Origin of the sequence: Ensifer sp. SSB1 (genome assembly GCF_016652895.1) — a bacterium.
Classification (GTDB): domain Bacteria; phylum Pseudomonadota; class Alphaproteobacteria; order Rhizobiales; family Rhizobiaceae; genus Ensifer.
In genome coordinates, this window is sequence record NZ_JAEPRP010000029.1 from 25,012 (window position 1) to 50,742 (window position 25,731).

Below are 25,731 nucleotides of genomic sequence, written 5' to 3' on the forward strand. Positions count from 1 at the left end.
TGCTTGCGCGCCCGTCAAAGCACATATTGCTTCGAGATTCGATCCACCGGCCGGCCATCGGCCAGCGGCACGGCCTTGTCGACCTTGTAGTCGGTGAACCCCATCTTGCCATAGTAGGTGAGGCCGCCCGTATTGTCGGCGCGGATGGTGGCGTTGAGCGCCTTGAGGCCGATCGAACGGGCGTAGTCGCAAGTGGCTTCGAAGAGCGCGGTGCCGGCGCCGCGCACCTTGTTGCCGGGGCGCGAGAAGGTGCCGATGTCGGCCCAGTCCGCGGGTATGCCGTCCCAGCGGTCCAGCGCCTGGAAGGCGCAGGGCGCGCCGGTTTCATCCTCGGCGACGAAGCAGGAAACGAAGCCTGGGCCGGCGAGATAGTGCGCCACGAAGCTCTCCGGCGTGAACGGCGTCTGATGGGCAGTGGTGCCGCCGATCTCGATGATCTCGTTCAGGAAGGCTGTGAGCGCCGGCGCATCGTCGGGCCGCGCCGGGCGGACATGGATCGCTCTCGTCGCATCGGCCATATGAGAAATACTCCTTGAAAAGGTCTAAAGCATTGAGTTCGCTGCCCGCGGCAGCAGGCGGGCCGGATTGCCGGCAACGACGGCGCCGGCCGCCACGTCCTTCGTCACCACCGAGCCCGCACCGACGATCGCGCCATCGCCGATCGTCACGCCGCCGAGGATGATGGCGCCGCCGCCTATCCAGACATCGGCGCCGATCGTCACCGCCTTGGCAACCTCGAGGCCCTGGCTGCGAAGCACCGCATCCCTGTGGTGATCGGCGCAGTAGATTTGCACGTTCGGACCCAGCATGGTGCCGTCGCCGATCGCCACGCGGCCGCTGTCGAGAATCGTGCAACCGGCGTTGAGATAGACGCGGGCGCCGAGGCTTGTGTTGATGCCGTAGGAACAATGGAACGGCGCCTCGATGAAGACATCATCGGCAACCGCGCCGAACAGCGCGCGCAGCGCCGGCGCCATGCTTCCGCGCTCGGCTGGCGCCACGGTGTTGTGCTGGTGCACCGCGACACGCGCGATCAACCGCAGCGCCTCCAGTTCGGCGTCGAGGCACGAATACCATTGCCCGGCCGCCATCTTGTCGCGTTCGCTCGCGGTCACGCCCCAGCCCTTGCTTCTGCCGCTTCTCGCCGCGCCAGGCTTTCGGCCGGCCACATCGTCTTCATGTCGTAATAGATCTCGAAGGCCGGGGCGCCGCCTTCGAGCGACAGCCACTTAACCTTGGAGCGGGTGAAGATATGGGCGTCCGGCGGGAAATCCGATGGGCGGTCAAGGCTCGCGATGCGGAGGAAGGAGAGCCAGCCACGGCGGCCATAATCGCTCCAGAGCGCCGTCTGGCAGGCGGCACAGCGATAGACGTCGTGCGGGCGGCCACTGTCGGTGGGGAGCGTGACGACGACTGGCTCGCCCTCGACAAGCTCGATGTTGTCGCGCTCGATGACGCCGTTGACGACGAAGGCGCTGCCGACCTGGCGCTGGCAATCGCTGCAGTGGCAGCAATTGACGAACATCGGCGCCGCCTTCAGCCGGTAGCGAATCCTGCCGCAGAAGCAGCCGCCGTTGAATGCTTCGCTCATCCGTCCATCTCCTCCAGTACCGGATCCGCGGTCCTCGATGCGCCATCCTGGCGGACGATCGTCGCGACCCAGGCGCGCGCCAACGCCAGGCCCGCGGCATCGGCCTCCCGGCCGTGGCGGGCGGCGTGCTCGCGATAGCGGGCTAGCCAGGTGGGGTCGAGCCGGTTGATCGTGTCCGGGAAGGCCCGGTTCCAGTCCTCGACGAGGTGCGTGTCCGCCTCGAAATGAAACTGGGTGCCATAGGCGGCGCGGCCGATGCGGAAGGCCTGATGCGTGGTGACGGCGTTTTCGGCGAGATGAACGGCGCCCTCGGGCAGGGTGAAGGTATCTCCGTGCCACTGGAAAATCGGGAAGCTGTCGCCGACGCTGGAAAGCACCGGGTCCTCAGCGCCTTCGCGGCGCACCTCCACCCGGCACCAGCCGAACTCCTTGGCGGCGCCCAGCAGGTTTTCCGCGCCATAGGCGCGCGCAAGAAGTTGGCTTCCGAGGCAGATGCCGAGCACCGAGCGCCCACTTTCGCCGAAGGCGCGCATCAATGCGGCGAGATCGGGCAGATAGGGATAGGCGGCATCGTCGAGCGCGCTCTGTTCGCCGCCAAGCACGACGAGCCCATCGTAGCCGTCAGGCGTTTCAGGCACGGGATCACCCAGATAGGCGCGGTGGATCTCGATCTGCGCCTTGACTTCGCGAAGTGCCGTGCCGACCTGGCCGAGTTCGGTCTTCGCCATGTTTTCAACCACCAATACGCGCATCGTCACCTTCCCATTGCCGTCGCAAATCGAGATTGACCACGAGCGCGGCCGTCGTTCAAGAGGCGCGATGATCCGCCCTGCGCTTTGCCGCGTCCGCCGCGGGTCTTGACTTCCCGGCCAAACTTTCCGACTTTCGGGGCATCATGATGTCGACGACTTCTTCATATCACTGCTTCCGGGTGTGCCCGATCGCAGGAACCTGACCCCAGCCCGGACGTGTGCGCTCTCCGGGTAAGGGGAGCCTTTCGCGTCCGCAGAAGAAATTTCTGAACGCGGCTGAACGAGCGCCGAATTCCCAGACAATCTATTCCGAGTGCGCCCGTGGGCGCCACGGCCGAACACGGCCGAACACGGCAGGTCACATCATGACGGCATCCCGCAAGAAACTTCCCTCCATCATCATCAACGCTGAGGACCACAAGCGGCTGACGGCGCTGGCTTCCTCCGCGCTCGACCGCGTGCCGGACGTGGCCGAAGCGCTGCTCTCCGAGCTCGACCGGGCCCGCACCGGCGCGCCGGACGCACTGCCCGCCGACAGCGTGCAGATGGGCTCCACCGTCGCCTTCGAGGCGGACAATGGCTTTGCCAAGCAGGTAACGCTCGTCTACCCCGGCGAGGCCGATATCGAGGCCGGACGTATTTCGGTTCTGACGCCCGTTGGCGCGGCGCTGATCGGCCTTTCCGTCGGCCAGTCGATCGACTGGCAGGACCGGTCGGGCAAGGTCCATCGCATGACTATCCGCAGCGTGACGGCGAAGGAAAGCGCCTGAAGACAGGCCGGCGGCGTGGGCATACCATGGCGCAATACAAAACGGGGAGGCCGGTTTCCACCGCCTCCCCGTTTCCCTGACAATCGTTCGATCGATCAGAACTGCTTGCCAAGCTTGGCGTCGACCGACTGGCTGTTGGCGCCGCGGATGGCGAAGAAAAACAGGATCGCCGCCCAGAGAATGGACTTCTCGGCGCCGAAAAGCCCCTCACCCTGCACGATGCCGTGGAAGTAGACGGTGACGAGCAGAACGATCATACCGGCAAAGGCAGCCGGGCGCGTCAGCAGGCCGATCGCAATCAGAATGCCGCCGAAGAATTCTGTCGCGGCGAGCAGCGGCGACCAGAAGACGCCAGGATAGAAGCCGAGGCCCTCGACCATGCCGATCGCACCAAAGGGATCGGTGATCTTGCCGAACCCGTGAACCGCAAGCAGCACACCGGCAAGCACACGCAGCAGCGTTTCGGCTGATGTGTCGAGCGGCAGATAGATCTTTTCCAGAGCCGGCAGGATGGAACGCGGGCGGGAACTGGAAGCGGTGACGTCGGTCATGAATGGCCTCTCCGGCGGTTGGGTGCGACAATTTGTGCAATGCCGCATTCTCTCGCCGCGGCGCGTTCTCAAAGCAAGCTGCAGGCCGATAAAAACATGACTAAATAAGTTGACAATTATGTGAGTACGGCGTGAGCGCGTGAGGCGCGACGACGCAGTTGTTTCCGCCCGGCGCCGCCGGTATGGTCGCCGCCCGACACACGTCCGAGACCAATCCGATGGACCAGAAGCCGCGCATCACCATCCTCTATTGCACCCAGTGCAACTGGCTCCTGCGCGCCGGCTGGATGGCGCAGGAACTGCTGCAGACCTTCGGGCAGTCGCTCGGCGAAGTGGCGCTCATTCCCGGCACCGGCGGCAACTTCGAGATCCGCGTCGATGGCGCGCTCATCTGGGAACGCAAGCGCGACGGCGGTTTCCCCGGCCCCAAGGAACTGAAGCAGCGCATCCGCGACATCATCGAGCCGGAGCGCGATCTCGGCCATACGGACAGGAGCTGATCCTGGATTTCGGAATTCTTGCCGGCGTTTTTTCCGCCGCATTCCTGTCAGCGACGCTGCTCTTCGGCATGTCGGAAGCCGCAGTCGTTGCTGCCGCCTTGCACGGAGAGACCGGTCGCCCCGCGCTCTTCGTTGCGGCGACACTCGGCAACGTGCTCGGTGCCGTCGTCAATTTCGCGCTGGGGCGCTTTCTCATCCGGTTCGAAGGGCGGCGCTGGTTTCCGGTTTCCGCAGCAAACCGTCAGAAAGCGGAGGCGCTTTTTGCCCGCTACGGCCAACCGGTGCTGCTGCTCTCCTGGCTGCCCGTCATCGGCGATCCGCTAACGCTGGTCGCGGGCCTGTTGCGCATGTCGCTGCCGCTGTTCCTACTGTTCGTCACGATCGGCAAGGCGGCGCGTTATGCCGTCGTTCTGTACATCACGCCCTGACACCCGCGCGAGCCGAGGCCAAGCGAAGCCATCACGAAATCGCGCTCACGGACTAGCTGTGAGCGAAGATGTCCGTCTCGTCCCAGCCAAGCAGGTCGAGCTTGCAACGCGTCGGCAGGAAAGCGAAACAGGCATCGGCGTGCTCCATGCGACCATCGCGGATCAGGCGTGCCGTCAGCTTGTCGCGCAGCGCGTGCAGGTGCAGGACATCGGAAGCCGCATATTCGAGCTGCGCCGGCGACAGGATATCCGCCGCCCAGTCGGACGACTGCTGCTGCTTGGAAATGTCGACGTCGAGCATTTCCTTGAGATTGTCCTTGAGGCCGTGGCGGTCGGTATAGGTCCGCGTCAGCCGCGAGGCGATCTTGGTGCAGAAGACCGGAGTCGTCGTCACCCCGAAGGTGTGGAACAGCACGGCAATATCGAAGCGGCCGAAATGGAAGATCTTCTGGCGGGCCGGATCGGCGAGCATGGCGACGAGGTTCGGTGCCTCCTTCTGCCCGGCGGCGATGCGGATCACATCGGCCGTGCCGTCGCCCGGCGAAAGCTGCACCACACAGAGACGGTCACGGCGGGGGATGAGACCAAGCGTTTCGGTGTCGATGGCGATCGCGCCTCGATAGCGCGCGGCATCGGCTGCGGAAATGTCGCCTTCATGGACCCGTATTGCATTCGGCATCGAAAATCCCCAGATCAAACGAAGTGGTGTGGCCTATAGCGCAAGTTTGGCGCCGGCGATACCGTTACCGTATCCCGCCCGACGGTCGCCCGTTCGAAAGTCCTGCAATGACCTCTCTTCGCCCCGCCCTCGCCCTTTCGGCCCTCACGCTGACACTGGGGCTCTCCGCCATCCCGGCACCGGCACAGAGCTACCGGGACCTGCCCGGCGTGCGCCAGATGGATCCGTTGAATGGCGGCAACGACCAGACGGTCTGCGAACAGACCTTCGTCGACCGCAACTATCCGTTCGAATCGTCAGCGCGCGGCGGTCCCGTCTACGACACGATCTACAATTGCCGCCGAGGCGATGGTCCGGTCTTCCAGGGCAGCGGTCTGCCGCCGTCGCTCTACCGCCAGAAACGCGGTCTCGGCTATTGAAGAGGCGCGCCAAGGCGCCTGGCGGGCTCCTCGCGAGCCTGCCGCCTTGAGGACCATGCCGCCTGGCGAGACGCGAACTTGTTCCCAGTCTGACCGTACAAGCGGAGGGGCCTCCGACCATAGCGCCGCGTGACGTGCTCAGGCGTGCAAAGGTTGCTGCAGCACCTTGAATTGCTGCGTGTCTTTATCCTTTGATCGGCTAGGATTGAGGGAAACACGCCGTGGGAGGAACCATGCCCGATACGAGACCGCTTGCCATCAGCGCGCCCGCGCCACGCACGCTCGACCTCATCTTCACGCCGGAAGCACTGAAGGAGTTGCACCAGCGCTACCGGATCGTCGAAGCCGACCCGGACGATATCGCCGGGGTCGGCGACGCGGTTCTGGCTGAAGCGCGCTACATCATCGGCCAGCCGCCGCTCGATCACGCTACGCTCCAGCGCATGGGCCAGCTCAGGGCGATCCTCAATGTCGAGAGCAACCTGATCAACAACATGCCCTACGAGGTGCTGTTCGAACGCGGCATCCATGTGGTGACCACGGGCCAGGTCTTTGCCGAGCCGGTCGCCGAACTCGGCCTTGCCATGGCGCTCAACATCGCCCGCGGTGTCGTCGACGCCGACCTTGCCTTCCGCGAGGGGCACGAACTCTGGGGCGGCGACGGCAACCGCTCGGCGCGGCTCCTCTCCGGCTCAGACATCGGCATCATCGGCTTCGGTGATCTCGGCAAGGCGCTGAACCGCGTGCTCTCCGGTTTCCGTGCCAGGATCCGCGTCTTCGATCCCTGGATGCCGGCCTCGATCCTGAGGGACAACGGCGTCGAGCCCGCGTCGCTCGATACGGTTCTCGGCGACAGCGACTTCGTCTTCGTCGTCGCCGCGGTCACCAGCGAGAACGAAGGCTTCCTCGGCGAAAAGGCCTTTGCCCGCATGCGCCCTGGCGCCGCCTTCATCCTCCTGAGCCGGGCCGGCGTCGTCGATTTCGATGCACTGATGGCAGCCGTCGCACGCGGCCATATCGTGGCGGCCAGCGACGTCTTTCCGCAAGAGCCGCTGCCGCTCGACCACCCGGTTCGCCGCCTGCCGGGCTTTCTGCGTTCGGCCCATCGCGCCGGCGCGCTCGACAGCGCCTTCAAGAAGATGGGCGAGATGGTGCTCGAGGACATGGATCTGATGGACCGCAACCTGCCGCCGATGCGCTGCAAGCGGGCCGAGCGAGAAACCGTCGCGCGCATGCGCTCAAAGCCTGTGACGGTGAACTGAGCCACCGATTTTTTGCGGCGGATGTCGGCGGGGCGTGCATCCCGCCGATTAACGTGTTTTATGGGATTCGCATTTAACTTTCCTTGCACATGCGACCATCCTTGCACGTTAAGGTCGTCGTCAGTTGATCGGTACGGACCAGAGAACCGCAATGGCAGACACGACGCCCGACACTCGACGAAGCAGAACGCGCGAAGGCTGGAACAGCTCGCTGCGATCGCTGTTCAGCCTGGTCATTGTTGCCATGCTGATCGTCGTCTCCGCCACGCTCGTCGGGCTTGACTATCATCGCTCGCGCAACGCCGCGATCGCCGACGCCGAGGCCAATATGCGCGGTTTCATGAACCGCCTCGTCGACCGGCTGGGCGTGCTCTCCGGCGATACCTCGGCCCTCGTCAACCTCGTCTCCTCGGTCGCCAATTCCTTCCTGGTGCCGCCACCAGAGCGCATGAACGACAAGGTGGCGGTCCTGCGCGAGGGCATCACCCGCTCGCCGCATATCGACGGTGTCTATGTCGGCTATCCCAACGGCGCGTTCTTTCAGGTGGTCGACCTCAAGCAGATCGCCTGGCGCATGGCACTCGACGCGCCGCGTGGTGCTGCCATTGCCGTGCGCTCGATGGAAAAGGATGCAAACGGCAAGCCTCTTCAGCGCGTGCTCTTCCTGGACAAGGACGGGACGCAATTTTCCGAGCGGCGGCTTCCGCCTTCCAGCTTCGATCCGCGGACCCGTCCGTGGTACCGGGCGGCCGTCAACGGAAAGGCCGCGGTCTCGACCGGCCCTTATGAAAGTGCCACGACCGAAACGCTTGGGATGACAATCTCGCAGGCGCATCGCGGCAATCCTCAGATCGTCATCGGCGCGGACGTCATTCTCGATACTATCACCGATTTTCTTGCCCGCGAGCGGCTGACGACCGGTTCCGTCTCGTTCATCCTCGATGCCGTCGGGCGTCCGATCATCCATTCGGACCGGGTGATGATGCGTCGCATCATGGCGGCGAAGGGCAAGGATAGCCCGATCGTGCAGGCCGATAGCGACCCGCTGATCCAGAGTATCCGCCTCCATCCGCCCGAGCCCGGCAAGGCAGACTTCGTCGAGGTCGGAGACCGAACCTATCTCGTCATGGTGACGCCGCTCGAATCCGCACTGCTTCTCTCCGGCAACCGCGCCGTGGTGGCTGCACCGCTCGACGAACTGATGGCAGAGGCGAACCAGACGCTCGTGCAGGGGCTGGCGATTTCCGGTTCGGTCGTGGCCCTCGCGGTGCTTGCTTCGCTGGTGCTCGCGCACCTGATCACAAAGGGGCTCAACCAGCTGACCGCCAGCGCCAACCGGCTGCAGGATCTCGACTTCACCACGCCCATCGACGTCTCCTCGCATGTCAGCGAGATCTCCACACTCGGTGGAGCCATGAACCGGGCACGGGACGCGATCTTCACCTTCGCTCTCTACGTGCCCAAGGAACTGGTTCGCAAAGGCATCGAGTCCGGCCAGTTCAGCGGCCGCTCCGCCTGGCGACAGGAGGTGACGGCGGTCTTCACCGACATCTACGATTTCACCACGCTCAGCGAGAAGTATCCGCCCGAAGAGGTCGTTGCGATGCTGTCGGAGTATTTCGACATCTTCAGCGAGACGGTGGGAGAACACGACGGAACGATCATCCAGTTCCTCGGCGATTCGGTCTTTGCGATGTGGAACGCGCCGGCGCCGGACGAAAGACATGCCGAACATGCCTGTCGGTGCGCGCTGGCGGTCGAGGAGCGCTTGCGCGTCTTCAACGAAGCCCAGCGCCAAAAGGGGCTTCCGGAGTTTCGCACCCGTTTCGGCATCCACACCGGTACCGCCGTCGTCGGCAATGTCGGCGCCAGGGAGCGGCTGCAATATACGGCAATGGGCGACACCGTGAACGTCGCCTCCCGCCTGGAAGGCATGAACAAGAACTACGACACCACGATCATGGCAAGCGGCGCGGTCGTCGCCCAGGCCGGCAAGACCATCCGTTTCCGGCCGCTCGGTTCGGCGCAGGCCAAGGGCCGCGCCTCTGCGCTCGAGATCTACGAGGTGCTGGGCGCCGAGCCGGAAGAACCGGCGTCGGCGGATTCTCGGCCGACAATGCCCGACAATGCTTCCGGTGGCGCGAAGGACCGCGTGTAGGGCTCAGGACCGGAGGCCGCGCTTCTGACGCGTTACCCAGCGAATGCCACCCACCACGGCAAAGGCGAGCAGTGGCCAAACGGCCCAGAACACGCCGCGCCAGGTCAACAGATTGATGGTGAGAAGCACCAGCCCGGAAAGCGCCAGCACGCCGATACCGCGGTCCACCCACCGGTTGGTTCTGAGCCACGCAAGGCCCGCCAGGATGCCAAGGCCGAGCAACGGCCAGACGGCCCACAGCACGCCGTTCCAGGTGAGCAGGTTAAGAGCGACCAGCCCGGCAGCGATGACGGCCAGGACGGGAAGCGATCCTGTCTTGATCGCGGCAATCAAGCCGCCCTGGTCTGGCTTGGGATGGGCGCGCCCGTCGTCCGAAGCTGCCCCGTCGCCGGGACGCCCAAAGGTTTCGCTCCTGAACGCCGGGCGGGTATCCGCCATGCCGATGCGCACCGCATAGCTCGGCACGCCGCCATCGATGTTCTTCACCTCCAACGGCCCAAGAAAATCGAAACCGACGGCGACCTTGTTGCGCACCTGGTCGTAGACTGTATTCGAAATGACGATGCCGCCCGCAGGAGCGGAAGCCTGCAGGCGTGCTGCGACATTGACGCCGTCGCCGTAGAGGTCGTCGCCCTCGGCGATCACGTCGCCGAGATTGATGCCGATGCGAAACAGCATCTGTTCGTCGGAGGGGCAGTTCTCGTTGCAGCCTGCCAGTTCGTTCTGCACGTCGACCGCGGTGCGCACGGCTTCAACGACGCTCGGGAATTCCGCGATGAGGCCGTCGCCCCAGGTGTTGACCACGCGGCCCTCATGCGCCTCGATGAGCCGCCCCATGGAATCGCGATAGCGCTTCAGAGTGGCGAGCGTGCCCTCCTCGTCGGCACGCATCATCCGGGTGTAGTCCTGGACATCCGCGGATAGGATTGTCGTCAGCTTGCGACGCGTCTCAGACATCGCCTCATCCTCGCTCAAGTTCCGCCATTCCGGCGGACGATTGCATGGTGCCGCGTTCGCACGGTCCGCACGCCCCCTGCGTTGCGGATAGAATATCAATGCTGGAGATCGAAGCTTCAAGGCACGTCGCGCGAAAATAACGACGGCGCGCAACCATTTTAAAGCAAGCGTGCGTGCCGCTCGGCGGAAAATCGTGTCGAATTCCGGCCAAAATCCAGAAACGAAAAAACCCCGGCAAGCCGGGGTTTTTCAAAACCAAATCAACGATTTGGCTTGGGAATTTGGTGCCCAGAAGAGGACTCGAACCTCCACACCCTTTCGAGTACCAGCACCTGAAGCTGGCGCGTCTACCAATTCCGCCATCTGGGCGACGAGCGGGGGTGTAAAAGGCCCGGGCTAAAGTGTCAACAGGCTTTTTGAAGTTTTCGTGTCGGATTGCAAAAAACTCAACTCGAAGCGGTTTCCGTCCAACGGCGGATTGTGGATAGACCTCTTGAGAGCAGCATTTCGGCAGCTTCCGGCGTCTCCGCTTCGACATAGCACCGCATCTCGGGCGCATTACCCGACGGCCGGAAATGGATGATTCGGCCATCGTCGAGCGTCACGCGCAGCCCGTCAATGTCACTGACCGCAGCGACGCCGCCGATCGGCGCCAGGAATTGCGCAAGATTTGCTTCGTCTGCGCGCAGAAATGTCATCAGCCGGGCGCTCGTTTCGACCGGGAAGTTTTCGAGCCGATCACTGAGCGCCACCGGAAGCCGGTAGGACGCGGCGAGCGCAGAAAGCGACAGCTTGGCCTCAGCGGCCGCTGCCAGCGCCGCAACGATCGGCAGAAAGCTATCGCGCGTGGGCAGCGCTTCGAGCGTTGCGCCATTGACCGCGAAGGCGCTCGCAGTCAGCGTGCCGCCATTGGCCTCGAAGCCGGCGACCTTCTGCGCGCCGTCCTTCAATGCCTGCTGCATGCCCGCGATCACGAAGGGCGAGCCCACGCGAGTGCGCTGGACAGCGAGCCCTTCCCTGCCGTCCAGGCCGGAGTTGGAGGTTACCGGAGTGACGGCAAGTCTTGCGCCGAGAAAACCACAGGCCATCAGGCCGAGCAGATCGCCGCGCAAGGGCAGCCCGTTCTCGTCGGCGACCAGGGGCCGGTCGCCGTCGCCATCCGCCGACACGATCGCATCGAGGCGGTGTTCGCGCGCCCATTCCTGAAGCCGCTCGATCGTCTCCGCCGATACCGCTTCGGTATCGACCGGAATGAACTGTTCGGACCGCCCCAGGGCCTCGACGTCGGCGCCAAAGTAAGCCAGCAGTTCGGCAATCAGGTCGCGCGCCACGGTGCTGTGCTGGTACACGCCCACCTTGAGGCCGGACAACGCGCCGGCGGACAGCAATTGCCGGTTCCTTGCCATGAAGAGTGCGGCGACCCGGGTTGCGTGGTCTTCCCCGATCCCGGCATCGGCGACTGGCGCGATCTGGTGCGCAATCCCGTCGGCGATGCCGCTGATCGCCACCTCATCCTCCTTGTCGATCTCGCCGTCGGGACGATAGAACTTGATGCCGTTGCGGTCGGCCGGAATATGGGAACCGGTGACCATCAAGGCCGCGGCCTTGTTGGCGAGGCCATAAAGCGCCAGCGCCGGGGTCGGCACCGCACCGCAATCGAAAACGCGCAGCCCCTCGCGCGCCAGCGCAGCGGCGCAAACGGCCGCAATCTCAGGGCTCGAATCGCGAAAATCGCGAGCGATGAGAATGGCGTCACCGGGCCGGCTGTGGCCGGACGCCACGAGGTGTCGGGCAAAGGCCGTCGCATAGCGCGCGGATGGCTCACCCTTCAGTTCCTCGGAGAGGCCGCGCAAGCCACTGGTGCCAAACTTCAATTGCATCGCGTACCTCGCTGACGGGGGGGAAGGATCGGAAAAGAACCGCAGTGACACGACCGAAGGATAGGCGCATCGTACAGTAGAGGGCAACGGGCGGAAATCCAGCGGTTCCCGCAACTGCGCAAAGCGCCCGGCGCCATGAATAAACCAAGAAACACAAACGTAATACAGGCAGGGACACAACCGGAAGGCATGGCCTTCTGAAAGTGAGGAAAAAATGACGGGATTTCGCGATTTCGTTATCGGCTGCAGCTTGGCCGCCACCTCCCTGATCACCCCCATCGGGCCTGTCCAGGCAATGCCTATCCAGGCACCCGATCTCCAGATCAAGGCACAGGGCGACGTCCAAAATGTGCAGTACTACCACCGGCGCTACTGGGGCGGCGGGTGGGGCCACGGATGGGGTGGACCCTACTACCGTCACGGTTGGGGCGGACCGTACTACGGCTCGGGGCTGAGCTTCTCTTTCGGCTCGGGCGGCTACTATGGTGGCGGCTACTATGGTGGCGGCTATTATGGCGGCTACTACCCCCGCTATGGCGGCTACTACCCCCGCTACGGTTACTACCCCCGCTACGGCTATTACCCGCGTCGCTACTATGGCGGTAACTACTACTATCGCGACCGATATGTTCACGGCGGCTCACATGTTAGCTGGTGCATGTCGCGCTACCGCTCTTACAATCCGGCAACCAACCGGTTCTTGAGCTATGGCGGCGCCTACAAGGTCTGCTATTCGCCCTACCGATAGGCGAGACCTGCTGCGCGACGCCGTATGAAGGCAAAGGCGCCTCATGTTTCTCCGCGCGCAAGCGTGGAGATGGCGTTCCGTGTGTCCGATCGGTCCCGACTTGTGGGAGACTTCGGTTAAGCCGGCATTAACCGCGACGGCCTACCGTTCCGGAAAGCGCCACGATGCTGTCCGGGGATGAAACATGCTGCTTCCGACTCAGCAATCGACTGCCACCGCAACGACCAGCCTGGTCGGCTCGATCCTCAAGGACATCGAAAAGCGGCAGGCGGAAGAAGAGGAAAAGGCCAAGGGCACAAAGGACGACAAGGTCCTGAAGGCGCAGGTCCAGTCCGATGGCGCCCGCAAGGCGGCCAACGACAAGATCAACGCCCATTTCTTCGACCGCACCCACAACGACCCCAACAGCAATCGCGCCGCGCTCATCCGTCAGGTCGGAGCGTTCTTCGAGCTCGACCGCGAGGCGTTCAAGTCTGATGCCGCTTTCGCACGGGCCGTCGACAACCAGATCAAGGCGCTTGAGCCAGGGGACGTCGCCAAGGTCGAAGAGCGGCTTGGGCTGGACAAGCTCGGCGTTACGCTCGCCGAATTGACCCAGGCGCTCAAAAATCCGGGCGGCCGGGAGAACCAGATACTGAAGGCGGCGCTCGGCGAGAAGAGCGACAAGAGCGCTCAAAGCCAGGCACAGGCTGCAAAGGCGGTGGATCGCCTGAAATCGGCGACGGAATCCGGATCGGCCGAGGAGGCCCAGGTCGACAGTCTACGCAACGATCCGACGCGCAGCACCGACAAGCAGTCGCTCGACGAGCAGGAGGAACGCGTGCGCGGACTCCAGCTCAAGGACGAGTTGGAGTCCATCGCCGACCAGCAGGAGGCGCGACAGGCAAAGCTCATCCGCTTCGACGAGATCGGCCTTTACAGCCTCGCCAGCCAGAGCTTTGGCTGATCATTTCTTGCGCACGATACCCAGGCGCGCCATGACCTCCTTGGGGATGCCATAACGAAGAACGGCGTCGCGGCTGTCCCGCAGCCCGCAAATCTCGCGCTGAATGAAGAACGCCCAGACAGCGTCGGAGGCGTCATCGAGTAGTCGCTCGCGCAGATCGGAGGTGGCTTCCGGCTTGAGCGCCGCGAGCGCGGCAAGCGCCTTTTCCACCTTTAGGCCATGGCGGCCGAGCGCATCGGCCCGCTCGGACATCAATTCGTATTCGAGCACACTGAAGGCGCCGTTGGTCGAGAAGGTCGGGCTCAGGGCTTTTGGGGGACGAACGGTCATCCGGAACTCCTCGGAAGCCCTGAAGATGGCGCTGCGGTGGGCGGCAGGCAAGGGGCGCGGATCGTTGCCGCCATCGAAACATGGTTAAGATTTCATAAACCTCTTTCACCTAACCTCGGACATCATGCCGATTCCCCTATCCGCGACGGTGTCGCGGCTGTCCGGCCATTGGCCGAGACGCGCATGAGGCGCCAACCCGTATGTAGCGAAGCGAACTATCCGCACGCGAGCCGGAAATCGGTCCGTGCCCTAGCGTGCACCCGCGTTTCGTCGGTCAACGACGACTGGTCAACCCGAGGTCAAGCGAGATGGAGACCAGAATGCTGATACCCATCCAGACGGCCCGAGCCGCGGCCGCTACCGCAGAAGACACGAGCGCCAAAGCGCAGCCGCAGACAGCCTTGTTGCCCGCCGGCCAACGCGGCGAAGCCATCCAGAAGATCCTGGACGCACTGACCCGGCATCTCTCGGGCCGTGAAATCCTCTCCAAGGACGCACTGGTGCGGCTGATGGAGGATCTGGCGCGTATCCTGAAGTTCCCTCCCCTGCCCCAGGAAGGTGGACGGGATTTCGTACGCCGCCTCGTGGCCTTCCTCGAATCGATGCCAGCGTCCGATCGCCTGTTGCTCGAACGCCAGCTCGGCGGGCGCAACCTTTCCATCCGGGTTGGCTTGCTTGCCGACCTACCGGCGATCCGCAACGGCGCGAACGCGCCGAGCAGCACGGCAACACCGATGCCTGCCCAGGCGCGCGACGTCATCCTGCGCAATCCCTCCCTCCAGCCGGCCATGCCGTTCAACCCGGGCGCTACGCGCTTGCCTGCCGCCGGCGAGGTCGCGCTGTTGCAAGCGGTGCTGCGAAAAACCTTCGGGGCCGGCGGCGACAGCGACCTGCTCGAGCCGCAGGGCGACGACCTCGACCAGGGCGGAACGACCGAGGCGCCTTCGAAAGGTCGGACCGGCGTACCGGCCGAGCGAAACGAAACGCGCGCAAGCACGGGGAAGCCCGCTGCAGCAGACGGCACGCCGATCCAAAGTGCCGCTGCCCTTCTCACCGGCGAAGGCGAAGTCGAGGAAGCAGCGCCGCAGCCCCCGCTCGGGCCCGAACCCGAAGAAACCGCCAATAGCGGGCATGTCGAAATCGAGGCATCGACCAGCGAGGGCACAGCGGTACCGGTCGATGCCGAATCCACCGAGGATGTGGACCCAGACGGCACCTATGGCCCGATGCCCGATGCCGAGGAGGAGAGCGACACCAAGACCACCGCCGCGGCCAGTCGCGCCAATCCGGAAGCCAGGCCTATGCGGGTGCTCTTCGAGGCGATCAAGACGCTCATTCGCGACAGCGTGGTCCCGCCTGGAACTGCCGGCACCGAGACCAAGCCGACCACCGCGCACGCCGATGGAGCGGACGCGTCAGCACCGGTCCCGGACAAAGAAACCGCCATGCCAGCGCGCGCGACCGACGCCGCAGCACGTATGCGTGAGACGCCGGATGGCGGCAACACCCTGCCGTCCCTGCTTGACGACAAGTCCGAGGACGCGAAAGCGGCCCAACGCATGCCGGCAGACATGCGGCCGCAACGGGCAGCCGACGAACAGACGATGCAGCAGGTCATCGCCAGGCTGGTGGAAAACGGCCTTCCGCGCGAAGCCATTCCCTTTGCCATGATCCCCTACCCGCCGGTCGCCAACGATGCGGTGGAGACCGAAAACCTCAGTCACGAAATGCCTGGCGGATCGGAAGACGAAGCATCGGACGAAGACCAAAGCACAGACGAAGGCGAAGACCAGGGCCAAGGGGACGGAACAGAGCCAACGGACGACGCCGTGCCCGAGGACACGACGCCGGACGCACCCGACGCCTATGATCTCTACCGCAGACTTGGCGGCCTTGGCTGAGGCGGCGAGACGGACACTATTCGACCAAAGAAAAACCCGCGGAGATCGCTCTCCGCGGGTTTTCCAGTTCAGATGTCAGGCAACGATTACTCGTTGTTCTGGCGGTTCTTCAGAGCCGCGCCGAGGATGTCGCCGAGCGAAGCGCCCGAGTCGGACGAACCGAACTGAGCAACGGCTTCCTTCTCTTCAGCGATTTCCAGAGCCTTGATCGACAGCTGGATCTTGCGGTCCTTCTTGGAGAAGTTGGTGACGCGAGCGTCGACAACCTGACCAACCGAGAAACGCTCCGGACGCTGTTCGTCGCGGTCACGCGCGAGGTCAGCGCGGCGGATGAACGAGGTGATGTCTTCGTGGTTGACGAGCTTCACTTCGATGCCACCATCGTTGATCGCGATGATTTCGGCCGAAACAACGGCGTTCTTGCGCAGTTCGCCGGAAGCGGCGGCATCGCCGACTGCATCCTTGCCGAGCTGCTTGATACCGAGCGAGATGCGCTCCTTGTCGACGTCGACGTCGAGAACAACAGCGCGAACGACGTCGCCCTTGTTGAACTCTTCGATGACCTGCTCGCCCGGACGGTTCCAGTCGAGGTCGGAAAGGTGCACCATGCCGTCAACGTCGCCGTCGAGGCCGATGAACAGGCCGAATTCGGTCTTGTTCTTGACTTCGCCTTCAACTTCGGTGCCAGCCGGGTGGCTATGCGCGAATGCCTGCCACGGGTTCTCGAGCGTCTGCTTGAGGCCGAGCGAGATACGACGCTTGGTCGGATCGACTTCGAGAACGACAACGTCGACTTCCTGGCTCGTGGACAGGATCTTGCCGGGGTGTACGTTCTTCTTGGTCCAGGACATTTCGGAGATGTGGATCAGGCCTTCGATGCCCGGCTCCAGCTCGACGAACGCACCGTAGTCGGTGATGTTCGTGACGGTACCGGAGATCTTCTTGCCGACCGGGTACTTCGCACCGATGCCATCCCACGGATCCGACTCGAGCTGCTTCATGCCGAGCGAGATGCGGTGGGTTTCCTGGTTGATGCGGATGATCTGAACCTTGACCTGCTGGCCGATGTTCAGGATCTCCGACGGATGGTTCACGCGGCGCCATGCCATGTCGGTGACATGGAGCAGACCGTCGATGCCGCCGAGGTCGACGAACGCACCGTAATCGGTGATGTTCTTGACGACGCCTTCGACAACCTGGCCTTCTTCAAGGTTCTGAACGATTTCAGAACGCTGCTCGGCGCGGGACTCTTCGAGAACCGTACGACGCGACACGACGATGTTACCGCGGCGCTTGTCCATCTTGAGGATTTCGAAGGGCTGCGGGTTGTGCATCAGCGGAGTGACGTCGCGGATCGGACGGATGTCGACCTGCGAGCGCGGAAGGAAGGCAACGGCGCCGTCGAGATCGACGGTGAAGCCACCCTTGACCTGGTTGAAGATGATGCCTTCGACGCGTTCGCCGGCTTCGAACTTCACTTCCAGGCGCTGCCAGCTCTCTTCGCGGCGAGCCTTCTCGCGCGACAGAACAGCTTCGCCGAGCGCGTTTTCGATGCGCTCAACGTAGACTTCGACTTCGTCGCCAACCTTGAGCGAGCCGTCCTTGGCCTTCGCGCCGAATTCCTTCAGAGCGATGCGGCCTTCGACCTTCAGACCGACGTCGACAACGGCGACGTCCTTTTCGATGGCCGTAACGATGCCCTTGGCAACATAGCCTTCGGCGAGATCGGTCTTCGCGAAGGATTCTTCGAGAAGGGCGGCGAAATCGTCACGGGTAGGATTGGTAGCAGACATGGAATCTCCTGCATGCATCTCATACGAGACGCACATGCGCCGGGGGCTGGTGTTGAACAGGCCTGAACCCAGTCCGCCCCACCAAAGGGGCAATCCGGCGCGTGGACGGAATTTCAGGCTTATGCAAGAAGAGCGATCCTGACCAAGTCGGGGATGGGCTCTTCTTCAGATCTTCTTCATCAGAGCCGCATCGATCAAAGTCTTCGCGGCCTGAAACGCCGCCTCTATACTCATTTCAGACGTATCAAGCAAGTGCGCGTCTTCGGCGGGACGCAAGGGACTGTCGGAGCGACCCATGTCGCGTTCGTCGCGCTTCTTCACGTCCTCGAAGATGGCCGCATAATCAGCCGGTTGGCCATTGCCGACGATCTCGTCGTAGCGGCGCTTCGCCCGCACTTCCGGCGAGGCGGTCACGTAGAGCTTCACTGGCGCATCCGGGCAGACGACCGTGCCGATGTCGCGGCCGTCGAGGACGGTTCCGGGTTCGCGCTGCGAAAAGGCGCGCTGCGCCTCGACCAGCGCCCGACGCACCGCCGGTATGACGGCGATCTTCGACGCCGCCTCGCCGATTGCGTGGGCGGAAAGCACCGAACGGTCGAGTCCGGCCAGCTCGACATCGTGGGCCATCTTCTCGGCGACCGCCTCGTCGTCGAGCGGCAGGCCGCTATCCAGCAACGCCTTGGCGGTGGCCCGATAGGTCAGGCCCGTATCGAGATGATGAAAGCCGTATTCCTCGGCGATCTGGCGCGACAGCGTACCCTTGCCGGCTGCGGCCGGCCCGTCGATGGCGATGGTGAACGTCATTTTCCAACCTGCATATGTAAATGGTCGTCGTGCCTGGCGGCTCTGCAACCCTGAAACCTAATGGACTCCGCCTGAACGCCAAGTCTTTGCGCCAGATGCGGCTCCACGAATATCTTCTCGATACCGAAACTGCTCCCCTCCCCGGAGAGCCAGCGCAGCGCCTCCCCGGTGCGACTTTCCTCCAGCGGCAAGGGCGGCCACAACGACTGCAAGAAGTCCAAGTCCCATCGCAAGGTCAAGAGATCTTCGCGATCCCGGCACGGAAGAATACTATCCGGCCGAGGCTGCTCGAAGGCGAAATAGCCGATCGGCGAGCGAGTCGTCTCATCCAGATAGCTGCCATCGGCATTCTGATAGAAAAACGCGACATCCAGCTTGCGGCCGTCCGAATGGGACAGATGCGGGAACAGTGGAAAGCCGCTGAAAAAAGGAAAATTGGCGTCGAGCGCCAAGGTCGTCGTTCCGGGGAACGCCTGATCCATGTGCCTCGACAAGGCGAGAGCCGCTTCCTTCAGTTCCGGAACGACATATTGGCGGTTCAGGACGCAGAAGAAAGGCGACTGCATCTTGAGCCGCGATGTGCCGTCGTCGAAACAGGGAAGCGAAACCCGGCCGAAGATCGGTGCCACCGTGTAACCAAGCGCACTACCGGCGGCATAAATGCCAAGAAAAAGTGCAAGATAACCGCAAGCACCTGTTTTGCATCGGCGAGCAAGACCGACAGCAACGAGCCAGACTACTCCACCAATCTGCGTCAGTAGCGTCAGGAGAACTACGACTGCAATCGTGGGCAGCCATCTCATGCTTACCGCGAGTGCCGTGATCTTCACACGATCCTCGCACCAAGCTCTGTCATCAAATCCATGAACGCTGGAAAGCTCGTTGCAATCAATCCCACGTCGTCAACCTGAACCGGATGTTCCGAAGCAAGTCCCATCACGAGAAAGCCCATGGCAATCCGATGATCGAGATGGGTCTTCACAGCGGCACCGGAAGCATTTCCAAGGTCCCTTCCACCGGGACGCCCGCGCACCACCAGCGAGGACTTGCCCTCATCGCAATCGACACCGTTGAGTTTCAGGCCTGCCGCGGTGGCGGCGAGGCGATCGGATTCCTTTACGCGCAGCTCGTCGAGGCCGCTCATCACGGTCGCGCCTTCGGCAAAGGCGGCGGCGATGGCGAGAGCGGGATACTCGTCGATCATCGAGGCCGCCCGCCCTTCCGGGACCGTCATACCTTTCAGTTCGGAATGGCGCACCCTCAGATCCGCCACGTCTTCTCCGCCGACCTGCCTGATGTCGACCGTCTCGATATCGCCGCCCATCTCCTGCAATGTTAGGATCAACCCAGAGCGGGTCGGGTTCATCAGCACGTTGCGGATCGTGACGTCCGAGCCCGGAACGACGAGCGCCGCAACCAAGGGGAAAGCCGCCGAGGACGGATCGCCGGGCACGTCGATCTCCTGGCCGACGAGCCTGCCGCGCCCTTCGAGCCGGATGGTTCGGACACCGGTGGCATCGGTCTCCATCGAGAGTTCGGCGCCGAACCCGCGGAGCATGCGCTCCGTGTGGTCACGGGTCATCACCGGTTCGATGACCGTGGTAATGCCCGGCGCATTGAGACCGGCAAGCAGAACGGCGGACTTCACCTGCGCGGATGCGACCGGCACTCGATAGGTGATCGGCGTCGGCGTCTTTGGTCCACGCAGCGTCACCGGCAGCCGGTCACCGGTAGCGGCCTTCGCCTGCACACCCATTTCGCGCAAGGGATCGAGCACCCGCGCCATCGGCCGTCGATTGAGCGAGGCATCCCCGATGAAGGTCGTTTCGAAATCATAGACGCCGACGAGACCCATGGTGAGGCGGCAACCGGTGCCGGCATTGCCGAAATCGAGCGGCGCTTCCGGCGCGAGCAAAGCACCATTGCCGACGCCATTGACGATCCAGGTGTCGCCTTCCTTGCGAATCCTGGCGCCCATGGCCTGGATGGCCCGGCCGGTCGCAATCACGTCCGCGCTTTCGAGCAGGCCGACGATCCGCGTCTCGCCGGCAGCAAGGCCACCCAGCATCAACGACCGGTGCGAGATCGACTTGTCGCCGGGAATGCGGACCGTGCCCTTGAGGCCGTCGGATTTGCGGGCAGTGGCAGGGCTTTGGCCCGCTCCATGGGACATGCGGTATCCTCGAACCGTGACAGTGGCGGGCGCATTTTGAAACGCGCCAAGGTCGCTTTAGCACTTTGGACGGCTGTCTGTTTCCATTCTTAGATCGGATGGGATCCAAGAAAGTCCTGCAGCCGCCCCCAGGGCATCCTAGCGGGCCGGCACCCGCTTTCAGCGACACCCCTACCACAACCCCTGCTGCATGCTCCCATAAATCGTCACCGGAAGGCATTCCTGCGAGCGCGGGAACGCCCGCGACACAGGGGCTTGCACGTTTTGTCTTTGACAGATGCTATCAAGATGATTATGGGGACCGGCTAATCATCATAAGCTTGATACCCTTTCCACCCGCCGGTTTTCCGGCAAGAGCCGGCACGGCCGGCCATTCAAGAGGCTTTGACTGTGGCAAAACCGGAACTTGGAACAAAGCGCATCGACCCGGAAACGGGGCGCAAATTCTACGATCTGAACCGTGATCCGATCGTTTCGCCTTACACCGGCAAGTCCTACCCGCTGTCGTTCTTCGAAGAAACCTCGGTCGCCAAGGTGCTCGAGAAGGAAGAAGAAGAAGACGTCACGGAAGTTGATGCAGAGAACACCGAAGTCGAACTCGTTTCGCTCGAGGATGCCGATGACGAGGCAGCGGGCGGCGACGACCTGCCGGATCTCGGCGACGACGATGTCGAGATCGACGGTGACGACGACGACACCTTCCTCGAAGCCGACGAAGACGAAGACGACGACGACATGAGCGGCCTCATCGGCGTGTCCGACGAAGACGAAGACGTCTAAGCGCTTCAAATGACATGGTAATGCTCCCGTCCTCGGCCTTTACGGCCCGGACGGGAGAAAATCGGCCCGGACTGAAAATAAATCCACAGGCCACGCATTTTTCGGCTTGCCATCCTCAAAAAGGGGAAGTAATAAGCCGCCACTCGCCGAGCACAACAGCCCGGCGAACTTCCCGGACCGGCCTAGCCGGAACCCGATATGGGGCTATAGCTCAGCTGGGAGAGCGCTTGCATGGCATGCAAGAGGTCAGCGGTTCGATCCCGCTTAGCTCCACCAAATTTTCCCTTCGACTGATCAGAATTAACTCCTCAAGGCCCGCCGCTGCTTTCCAGTTCGTCCAGCGAATCTAGGATCATCGTCAACAATCGGATGATATCCGCAGACTCGAGCAGGGCGTTGCGGATTTCGCGTTCCGATCGATTGGGCGCAGAAGCGGCGATGTCCAGCAGGACGTTGGTCACATCGGGCGCTTCGGTGTTCGGCTCCATGCCGGTTTGCTCGCGCATGCAGCGGATCAGCGCCACTGCGCCTTCGAGCAGCCGCTGTGCCTGCAACGGGGTAAGTTCATGAACCTCATTGGCGGCACGAAACAGCTGGGATCTGAAGCCCGATATCGTGGTCATCTCCCGGATGATACTCCTTTCGGCTTCAAATGAAAGTGGTGGGATGGGGCCCATCTGCAACGCGCAGATGCGCGCAACGCGACGCGGTTCGCCGCCAAAGTAAACGCGCCACCGCGCACGATGCATTGACGCTTTGTTAAGCATCGAAACGCAGAAGCTGATGCCATGTTCCTGATCTCGAAAATCTTCTGGCTGGTCGCACAGCCGCTGTCGTTCTCGTTCTTCGCCGCTTTTGCCGGGCTGCTGGCGACGGCGGCGGGCTTGCGCCGCATCGGCGGCCTCCTTGGCGGGCTCGGCGCGCTGGTGCTCTTCCTGAGCCTGTTCACGACCGCGGGGCCTTACGCGCTCCAGGCGCTCGAAGATCGTTTCACACGCCCCTCGCCACCGCCTGCGACGCTTTCCTGCATCATCGTGCTCGGCGGCGCCTTCGAGAATGAAGTGATGGCGGGACGGGGTGGCACCGAGTTCAACCAGGCGGCGGACCGCTTCATCGAGACGGTGACGCTCGCCAAGCGCTATCCCGAGGCCCACATTCTCGTTTCCGGCGGCGATGGTTCGTTCAGCGGCGCCTATGCCGGCGATGCCCAGGCATCGGAAAGTTTTCTCGCCGCATTCGACGTCGGTGGCGAGCGGCTGATTCGCGAGGAGCAATCGCGCACGACCTTCGAGAACGCCCGCAACACCCGCGAATTGCTGGCGGCGCACGGGCTTTCGAATTGCGCGCTCGTCACCTCCGCCTTCCATATGCCGCGCTCGGTCGGGCTCTTCCGCGCCCTCGACATACCCGTCATTCCCTGGCCGACGGATTACCGCACCAGCGGCAAGCTTGGCCTCGGCTTCGACTTCACCCAGCCATCGCTGAATGCCCAGCTGACGACGACGGCCGTGCGCGAATGGATTGGCCTGCTCGCCTATCGCCTCGCCGGTCGGACACCCTCGATCCTGCCGGCGCCCTGACGCAGTTGACGCCGGGGTACGAGATGGCCCAGCTTCAAGCCGAACCGCCGAATCTTACCCGGAGCGCCCATGCCCATCCTCGAAATCCTCGACTATGCCGGCGTGGCCGTCTTCGCAGCGACCGGAGCGCTCTCGGCCTCGCGCAAGCAGCTCGACATCATCGGCTACCTCTTCCTCGCCTCGGTGACCGGGATCGGCGGCGGGACGATGCGCGACGTTGTCCTCGGCGCGACGCCGGTCTTCTGGGTCACCAACCCGACCTATCTCCTGGTCTGCGCCACTGTAGCGGTCGTCGTGTTCTTCACCGCCCACCTGTTCGGTTCGCGCTACCGGGTCCTTGTCTGGCTCGATGCGATCGGCCTATCGGCCTATTGCGTCATGGGTGCTGCGAAGGGATTTGCGGCCACGGGTTCGCCGGGCGTCGCACTCGTTACCGGCATGCTGACGGCCACCTTCGGCGGTATCCTGCGCGACCTGCTCGCCGGGGAGCCCTCAGTGCTGCTGCGGCCGGAAGTCTATGTCACGGCGGCGCTGATCGGCGCCGGGGCCTTCGTGCTTGCGACGATGGCGGGCCTGCCGCTGGCGGGGGCGTCGACGCTCGGCGTCATCTCTGCCTTCGCCGTGCGCGGCGGCGCGCTCAAGTTCGGCTGGACGCTGCCGACTGGCAAGGCGCAGCCGGGCAGAAATCCTGACGATGTGATGTGAATGGGGCTTCTGCGCCTGATCGGCCCAGCGTACGCGTGATCAACTTATTTTGAGCATCGCCCTGCGGGACCGATTCAGTCCCGCAATTTCGCGCGAAACCGCGTTCCGCGCCTTTCCCGGAATGGTGCCTGGATCAGCGGCCGTTCTTGCGGCGCAGGCGGATCACCACGTCGACATGCGCAATCTCCATTCCCTCCGGCGGCTCCGGGAGGTTGTCGATCTGGATGTTGCTGACGGGGATATCGAGAACCTCGTTCTGGCCCTCGACGAAGAAGTGATGGTGATCCGACACGTTGGTGTCGAAATAGGTCTTGGCGCTCTCCACCGCCAAGACACGGATCATGCCGGCCTCGGTGAACTGATGCAGCGTGTTGTAGACGGTTGCGAGCGAAACGGGCACCCCGGCCATGACAGCCTCCTCGTGCAGTTCCTCGACGGTCAGGTGACGGTCACCCTTGGCGAAGATCAAATCGGCGAGGGCAACGCGCTGACGGGTCGGACGCAGGCCTGAGTGGCGCAGCCTTTCTTCCGAACTCACTTCTGTTGCTTTCGTCATCAAGGGTCGTTCCATGTATCCCGGCGAAATTCACAATACTTCCGTTGCGATATAACTTTTGCGCCCGGCGCTTTCAATAGATTCTCGGCCAGACATGCGTTGCAAAGCCTGAAAAACCGGTCAAACTCGGGGAAGGCTGGCAATTAACTCTGGTCGCGCCCACATTGATCCTGTAAGCGACGGCGGAACGAAAATGCCATCTGAGGCGACGCTATCCTGGCCGGAAACGAGAAGGTCCGGGTTCGCCACGCTTCATTTCAAGCCGAACTTGCTCTAAAGCAGATCGGACAACACGTTAAGTCATTCGGGGAAGCATCTATTCATGACCACCAAACAATCCAGCTTCAGCTACGAAGAAATCCTGGCCTGCGGCCGTGGCGAGTTGTTTGGCCCTGGCAACGCGCAGCTGCCGCTGCCGCCGATGCTGATGGTTCATCGCATCACCGAGATTTCCGAGACGGGCGGCGCCTTCGACAAGGGCTATCTGCGCGCTGAGTACGACGTGCGTCCCGACGACTGGTATTTCCCCTGCCACTTCCAGGGCAATCCGATCATGCCTGGCTGCCTCGGCCTCGACGGCATGTGGCAGTTGACGGGCTTCTTCCTCGGCTGGCTCGGCGAGCCGGGCCGCGGCATGGCGCTGTCAACCGGCGAAGTCAAATTCAAGGGCATGGTTCGTCCTGAAACCAAGCTGCTGCAGTACGGCATCGACTTCAAGCGCGTCATGCGCGGCCGGCTCGTGCTCGGCACTGCCGATGGCTGGCTGAAGGCCGACGGCGAGACTATCTATCAGGCAACCGACCTGCGCGTCGGTCTGTCGAAGGAAAAGGCCGAGTAAGTCCAGGCCTGCCTGCACCGAACGAAATAAAGAAAAGGTCAGTATCATGAGACGGGTTGTTGTCACGGGCCTCGGCATCGTTTCCTCGATCGGAAACAACGCGGACGAAGTCACGGCGTCGCTGCGCGATGCAAAGTCGGGCATCACGTTTTCTCCCGATTTCGCGGAAAACGGCTTCAAGTGCCAGGTCTGGGGTGCCCCGTCGCTCGATCCGACCGAACTCGTCGACCGTCGCGCCATGCGCTTCCTGTCGCAGGGCGGTGCCTGGAACCATGTGGCGATGAAGCAGGCGATTGCCGACTCCGGTCTTGAGGAGTCCGTCATCGCCCGCAACGAGCGCACCGGCATCATCATGGGTTCGGGCGGCCCGTCCACCCGCACCATCGTCGAAGCTGCCGACATCACCCGCAAGAATGTGAGCCCGAAGCGCATCGGCCCGTTCGCTGTTCCGAAGGCGATGTCGTCCACGGCGTCGGCGACGCTCGCGACCTGGTTCCAGATCCACGGCGTCAACTACTCGATCTCTTCGGCCTGCTCGACCTCGGCGCACTGCATCGGCAATGCTGCCGAAATGATCCAGTGGGGCAAGCAGGACGTGATGTTTGCCGGCGGCCATGAAGATCTCGACTG

29 protein-coding genes and 2 tRNA genes are annotated in these 25,731 nt (G+C 63.1%); 15 read left to right on the forward strand and 16 right to left on the reverse strand.

The window, feature by feature from the left end:
* Window positions 1-14 precede the first annotated feature (14 nt).
* The 4 genes from I8N66_RS10010 to I8N66_RS10025 are packed head-to-tail and all read right to left on the reverse strand — an operon-like array spanning window position 15 to window position 2,343.
* Window positions 15-518 carry a GNAT family N-acetyltransferase gene (locus tag I8N66_RS10010; RefSeq protein ID WP_291153029.1) on the reverse strand — a complete coding sequence of 168 codons (504 nt, stop codon included), beginning with the start codon at window positions 516-518 and terminating at the stop codon, window positions 15-17.
* A 24-nt stretch (window positions 519-542) separates the two neighbouring features.
* Window positions 543-1,115, reverse strand: a complete 573-nt coding sequence (locus I8N66_RS10015; RefSeq protein WP_291153031.1) for a sugar O-acetyltransferase — start codon at window positions 1,113-1,115, stop codon at window positions 543-545.
* Complete coding sequence (locus I8N66_RS10020) at window positions 1,112-1,591, reverse strand: GFA family protein (RefSeq protein WP_113538886.1); 480 nt, start codon at window positions 1,589-1,591, stop codon at window positions 1,112-1,114. The genes I8N66_RS10015 and I8N66_RS10020 overlap by 4 nt, the downstream gene beginning before the upstream one ends.
* Entirely contained in the window at window positions 1,588-2,343 is a 756-nt protein-coding gene (locus tag I8N66_RS10025) for a type 1 glutamine amidotransferase (protein WP_291153034.1), read from the reverse strand. Before I8N66_RS10025 ends, I8N66_RS10020 begins: the two co-directional genes overlap by 4 nt.
* A gap of 365 nt (window positions 2,344-2,708) precedes the next feature.
* On the opposite strand from I8N66_RS10025, the gene rnk reads away from it, so the two are divergent.
* The gene (gene rnk, locus I8N66_RS10030) at window positions 2,709-3,113 is read left to right on the forward strand and encodes a nucleoside diphosphate kinase regulator (RefSeq protein ID WP_113538884.1); all 405 of its coding nucleotides are present in this window, start codon (window positions 2,709-2,711) and stop codon (window positions 3,111-3,113) included.
* Between the two features lie 95 nt (window positions 3,114-3,208).
* On the opposite strand, the gene I8N66_RS10035 is transcribed toward rnk, so the two are convergent.
* Complete coding sequence (locus I8N66_RS10035) at window positions 3,209-3,664, reverse strand: DoxX family protein (RefSeq protein ID WP_113538883.1); 456 nt, start codon at window positions 3,662-3,664, stop codon at window positions 3,209-3,211.
* Between the two features lie 218 nt (window positions 3,665-3,882).
* Here I8N66_RS10035 and I8N66_RS10040 point away from each other — a divergent pair, with 218 nt between their 5' ends.
* Window positions 3,883-4,164 (forward strand): SelT/SelW/SelH family protein, encoded by a 282-nt coding sequence (locus I8N66_RS10040; RefSeq protein ID WP_113538941.1) that lies wholly within the window; start codon window positions 3,883-3,885, stop codon window positions 4,162-4,164.
* 68 nt (window positions 4,165-4,232) lie between these two features.
* Window positions 4,233-4,592 carry a YqaA family protein gene (locus I8N66_RS10045; protein WP_113538882.1) on the forward strand — a complete coding sequence of 120 codons (360 nt, stop codon included), beginning with the start codon at window positions 4,233-4,235 and terminating at the stop codon, window positions 4,590-4,592.
* A 52-nt stretch (window positions 4,593-4,644) separates the two neighbouring features.
* Here I8N66_RS10045 and I8N66_RS10050 read toward each other — a convergent pair whose 3' ends face one another.
* A complete protein-coding gene (locus tag I8N66_RS10050; protein WP_113538881.1) occupies window positions 4,645-5,271 on the reverse strand; it encodes a ribonuclease D in 627 nt (208 codons plus the stop codon).
* Window positions 5,272-5,378: 107 nt separating this feature from the next.
* Here I8N66_RS10050 and I8N66_RS10055 point away from each other — a divergent pair, with 107 nt between their 5' ends.
* The 3 genes from I8N66_RS10055 to I8N66_RS10065 all read left to right on the forward strand — a co-directional run bounded on the left by I8N66_RS10055 (window position 5,379) and on the right by I8N66_RS10065 (window position 9,110).
* Entirely contained in the window at window positions 5,379-5,690 is a 312-nt protein-coding gene (locus I8N66_RS10055; protein WP_113538880.1) for a hypothetical protein, read from the forward strand.
* A 233-nt stretch (window positions 5,691-5,923) separates the two neighbouring features.
* Window positions 5,924-6,952 carry a hydroxyacid dehydrogenase gene (locus I8N66_RS10060; RefSeq protein WP_113538879.1) on the forward strand — a complete coding sequence of 343 codons (1,029 nt, stop codon included), beginning with the start codon at window positions 5,924-5,926 and terminating at the stop codon, window positions 6,950-6,952.
* A gap of 151 nt (window positions 6,953-7,103) precedes the next feature.
* Window positions 7,104-9,110: an adenylate/guanylate cyclase domain-containing protein gene (locus I8N66_RS10065; protein WP_113538878.1), complete on the forward strand. Its 2,007-nt coding sequence runs from the start codon at window positions 7,104-7,106 to the stop codon at window positions 9,108-9,110.
* 3 nt (window positions 9,111-9,113) lie between these two features.
* On the opposite strand, the gene I8N66_RS10070 is transcribed toward I8N66_RS10065, so the two are convergent.
* The 3 genes from I8N66_RS10070 to I8N66_RS10080 form a co-directional block, all read right to left on the reverse strand.
* Complete coding sequence (locus I8N66_RS10070) at window positions 9,114-10,067, reverse strand: adenylate/guanylate cyclase domain-containing protein (protein WP_291153044.1); 954 nt, start codon at window positions 10,065-10,067, stop codon at window positions 9,114-9,116.
* Window positions 10,068-10,349: 282 nt separating this feature from the next.
* Window positions 10,350-10,436, reverse strand: a tRNA-Leu gene (locus I8N66_RS10075).
* 77 nt (window positions 10,437-10,513) lie between these two features.
* Window positions 10,514-11,947: a phosphomannomutase gene (locus I8N66_RS10080; RefSeq protein ID WP_291153047.1), complete on the reverse strand. Its 1,434-nt coding sequence runs from the start codon at window positions 11,945-11,947 to the stop codon at window positions 10,514-10,516.
* Between the two features lie 214 nt (window positions 11,948-12,161).
* Between I8N66_RS10080 and I8N66_RS10085 the strand changes: the two genes are divergently transcribed.
* A complete protein-coding gene (locus tag I8N66_RS10085) occupies window positions 12,162-12,695 on the forward strand; it encodes a BA14K family protein (RefSeq protein WP_291153050.1) in 534 nt (177 codons plus the stop codon).
* Between the two features lie 184 nt (window positions 12,696-12,879).
* Entirely contained in the window at window positions 12,880-13,641 is a 762-nt protein-coding gene (locus tag I8N66_RS10090) for a hypothetical protein (protein ID WP_291153053.1), read from the forward strand.
* On the opposite strand, the gene I8N66_RS10095 is transcribed toward I8N66_RS10090, so the two are convergent.
* The gene (locus tag I8N66_RS10095; RefSeq protein ID WP_113538873.1) at window positions 13,642-13,971 is read right to left on the reverse strand and encodes a DUF6665 family protein; all 330 of its coding nucleotides are present in this window, start codon (window positions 13,969-13,971) and stop codon (window positions 13,642-13,644) included. It abuts the gene before it with no gap.
* 320 nt (window positions 13,972-14,291) lie between these two features.
* Here I8N66_RS10095 and I8N66_RS10100 point away from each other — a divergent pair, with 320 nt between their 5' ends.
* On the forward strand, window positions 14,292-15,872 hold the full coding sequence (locus tag I8N66_RS10100; protein ID WP_291153056.1) for a hypothetical protein: 1,581 nt from the start codon (window positions 14,292-14,294) through the stop codon (window positions 15,870-15,872).
* 86 nt (window positions 15,873-15,958) lie between these two features.
* Here I8N66_RS10100 and rpsA read toward each other — a convergent pair whose 3' ends face one another.
* The 4 genes from rpsA to aroA form a co-directional block, all read right to left on the reverse strand.
* A complete protein-coding gene (gene rpsA / locus I8N66_RS10105) occupies window positions 15,959-17,665 on the reverse strand; it encodes a 30S ribosomal protein S1 (protein WP_223726102.1) in 1,707 nt (568 codons plus the stop codon).
* Between the two features lie 165 nt (window positions 17,666-17,830).
* Complete coding sequence (gene cmk, locus I8N66_RS10110) at window positions 17,831-18,469, reverse strand: (d)CMP kinase (RefSeq protein ID WP_113538871.1); 639 nt, start codon at window positions 18,467-18,469, stop codon at window positions 17,831-17,833.
* Window positions 18,466-19,299 (reverse strand): hypothetical protein, encoded by an 834-nt coding sequence (locus tag I8N66_RS10115; RefSeq protein WP_291153062.1) that lies wholly within the window; start codon window positions 19,297-19,299, stop codon window positions 18,466-18,468. Before I8N66_RS10115 ends, cmk begins: the two co-directional genes overlap by 4 nt.
* Window positions 19,296-20,642 (reverse strand): 3-phosphoshikimate 1-carboxyvinyltransferase, encoded by a 1,347-nt coding sequence (aroA, locus tag I8N66_RS10120; RefSeq protein WP_291153065.1) that lies wholly within the window; start codon window positions 20,640-20,642, stop codon window positions 19,296-19,298. The genes I8N66_RS10115 and aroA overlap by 4 nt, the downstream gene beginning before the upstream one ends.
* 390 nt (window positions 20,643-21,032) lie before the next feature.
* Between aroA and I8N66_RS10125 the strand changes: the two genes are divergently transcribed.
* Complete coding sequence (locus tag I8N66_RS10125; protein WP_113538869.1) at window positions 21,033-21,422, forward strand: TIGR02300 family protein; 390 nt, start codon at window positions 21,033-21,035, stop codon at window positions 21,420-21,422.
* A gap of 200 nt (window positions 21,423-21,622) precedes the next feature.
* Window positions 21,623-21,698: transfer RNA gene (locus I8N66_RS10130), tRNA-Ala, on the forward strand.
* A 32-nt stretch (window positions 21,699-21,730) separates the two neighbouring features.
* Here I8N66_RS10130 and I8N66_RS10135 read toward each other — a convergent pair.
* On the reverse strand, window positions 21,731-22,045 hold the full coding sequence (locus I8N66_RS10135) for a hypothetical protein (RefSeq protein WP_291153068.1): 315 nt from the start codon (window positions 22,043-22,045) through the stop codon (window positions 21,731-21,733).
* A 165-nt stretch (window positions 22,046-22,210) separates the two neighbouring features.
* On the opposite strand from I8N66_RS10135, the gene I8N66_RS10140 reads away from it, so the two are divergent.
* Both I8N66_RS10140 and I8N66_RS10145 read left to right on the forward strand, forming a co-directional pair.
* The gene (locus I8N66_RS10140; protein ID WP_291153071.1) at window positions 22,211-23,002 is read left to right on the forward strand and encodes a YdcF family protein; all 792 of its coding nucleotides are present in this window, start codon (window positions 22,211-22,213) and stop codon (window positions 23,000-23,002) included.
* A 69-nt stretch (window positions 23,003-23,071) separates the two neighbouring features.
* Complete coding sequence (locus I8N66_RS10145; RefSeq protein ID WP_113538866.1) at window positions 23,072-23,707, forward strand: trimeric intracellular cation channel family protein; 636 nt, start codon at window positions 23,072-23,074, stop codon at window positions 23,705-23,707.
* 133 nt (window positions 23,708-23,840) lie between these two features.
* Here I8N66_RS10145 and irrA read toward each other — a convergent pair whose 3' ends face one another.
* Complete coding sequence (gene irrA / locus I8N66_RS10150) at window positions 23,841-24,263, reverse strand: iron response transcriptional regulator IrrA (protein ID WP_057247827.1); 423 nt, start codon at window positions 24,261-24,263, stop codon at window positions 23,841-23,843.
* A 322-nt stretch (window positions 24,264-24,585) separates the two neighbouring features.
* Between irrA and fabA the strand changes: the two genes are divergently transcribed.
* Window positions 24,586-25,101 carry a 3-hydroxyacyl-[acyl-carrier-protein] dehydratase FabA gene (gene fabA, locus I8N66_RS10155; RefSeq protein ID WP_113538865.1) on the forward strand — a complete coding sequence of 172 codons (516 nt, stop codon included), beginning with the start codon at window positions 24,586-24,588 and terminating at the stop codon, window positions 25,099-25,101.
* Between the two features lie 46 nt (window positions 25,102-25,147).
* Window positions 25,148-25,731: beta-ketoacyl synthase N-terminal-like domain-containing protein (locus I8N66_RS10160; protein ID WP_291153075.1), on the forward strand; the 584-nt coding region annotated here is incomplete at its 3' end.

Coding starts and splice junctions, on each gene's coding strand:
- aroA (WP_291153065.1), bottom strand. CDS start 20,642: ATGTCCCATGGAGCGGGCCAAAGCCCTGCCACTGCCCGCAAATCCGAC.
- I8N66_RS10085 (WP_291153050.1), top strand. CDS start 12,162: ATGACGGGATTTCGCGATTTCGTTATCGGCTGCAGCTTGGCCGCCACC.
- I8N66_RS10100 (WP_291153056.1), top strand. CDS start 14,292: ATGCTGATACCCATCCAGACGGCCCGAGCCGCGGCCGCTACCGCAGAA.
- I8N66_RS10055 (WP_113538880.1), top strand. CDS start 5,379: ATGACCTCTCTTCGCCCCGCCCTCGCCCTTTCGGCCCTCACGCTGACA.
- fabA (WP_113538865.1), top strand. CDS start 24,586: ATGACCACCAAACAATCCAGCTTCAGCTACGAAGAAATCCTGGCCTGC.
- I8N66_RS10090 (WP_291153053.1), top strand. CDS start 12,880: ATGCTGCTTCCGACTCAGCAATCGACTGCCACCGCAACGACCAGCCTG.
- I8N66_RS10045 (WP_113538882.1), top strand. CDS start 4,233: ATGTCGGAAGCCGCAGTCGTTGCTGCCGCCTTGCACGGAGAGACCGGT.
- I8N66_RS10145 (WP_113538866.1), top strand. CDS start 23,072: ATGCCCATCCTCGAAATCCTCGACTATGCCGGCGTGGCCGTCTTCGCA.
- I8N66_RS10080 (WP_291153047.1), bottom strand. CDS start 11,947: ATGCAATTGAAGTTTGGCACCAGTGGCTTGCGCGGCCTCTCCGAGGAA.
- I8N66_RS10135 (WP_291153068.1), bottom strand. CDS start 22,045: ATGACCACGATATCGGGCTTCAGATCCCAGCTGTTTCGTGCCGCCAAT.
- I8N66_RS10070 (WP_291153044.1), bottom strand. CDS start 10,067: ATGTCTGAGACGCGTCGCAAGCTGACGACAATCCTATCCGCGGATGTC.
- I8N66_RS10065 (WP_113538878.1), top strand. CDS start 7,104: ATGGCAGACACGACGCCCGACACTCGACGAAGCAGAACGCGCGAAGGC.
- I8N66_RS10040 (WP_113538941.1), top strand. CDS start 3,883: ATGGACCAGAAGCCGCGCATCACCATCCTCTATTGCACCCAGTGCAAC.
- I8N66_RS10025 (WP_291153034.1), bottom strand. CDS start 2,343: ATGCGCGTATTGGTGGTTGAAAACATGGCGAAGACCGAACTCGGCCAG.
- I8N66_RS10035 (WP_113538883.1), bottom strand. CDS start 3,664: ATGACCGACGTCACCGCTTCCAGTTCCCGCCCGCGTTCCATCCTGCCG.
- I8N66_RS10060 (WP_113538879.1), top strand. CDS start 5,924: ATGCCCGATACGAGACCGCTTGCCATCAGCGCGCCCGCGCCACGCACG.
- I8N66_RS10050 (WP_113538881.1), bottom strand. CDS start 5,271: ATGCCGAATGCAATACGGGTCCATGAAGGCGACATTTCCGCAGCCGAT.
- cmk (WP_113538871.1), bottom strand. CDS start 18,469: ATGACGTTCACCATCGCCATCGACGGGCCGGCCGCAGCCGGCAAGGGT.
- I8N66_RS10010 (WP_291153029.1), bottom strand. CDS start 518: ATGGCCGATGCGACGAGAGCGATCCATGTCCGCCCGGCGCGGCCCGAC.
- rnk (WP_113538884.1), top strand. CDS start 2,709: ATGACGGCATCCCGCAAGAAACTTCCCTCCATCATCATCAACGCTGAG.
- I8N66_RS10020 (WP_113538886.1), bottom strand. CDS start 1,591: ATGAGCGAAGCATTCAACGGCGGCTGCTTCTGCGGCAGGATTCGCTAC.
- I8N66_RS10140 (WP_291153071.1), top strand. CDS start 22,211: ATGTTCCTGATCTCGAAAATCTTCTGGCTGGTCGCACAGCCGCTGTCG.
- I8N66_RS10095 (WP_113538873.1), bottom strand. CDS start 13,971: ATGACCGTTCGTCCCCCAAAAGCCCTGAGCCCGACCTTCTCGACCAAC.
- rpsA (WP_223726102.1), bottom strand. CDS start 17,665: ATGTCTGCTACCAATCCTACCCGTGACGATTTCGCCGCCCTTCTCGAA.
- irrA (WP_057247827.1), bottom strand. CDS start 24,263: ATGACGAAAGCAACAGAAGTGAGTTCGGAAGAAAGGCTGCGCCACTCA.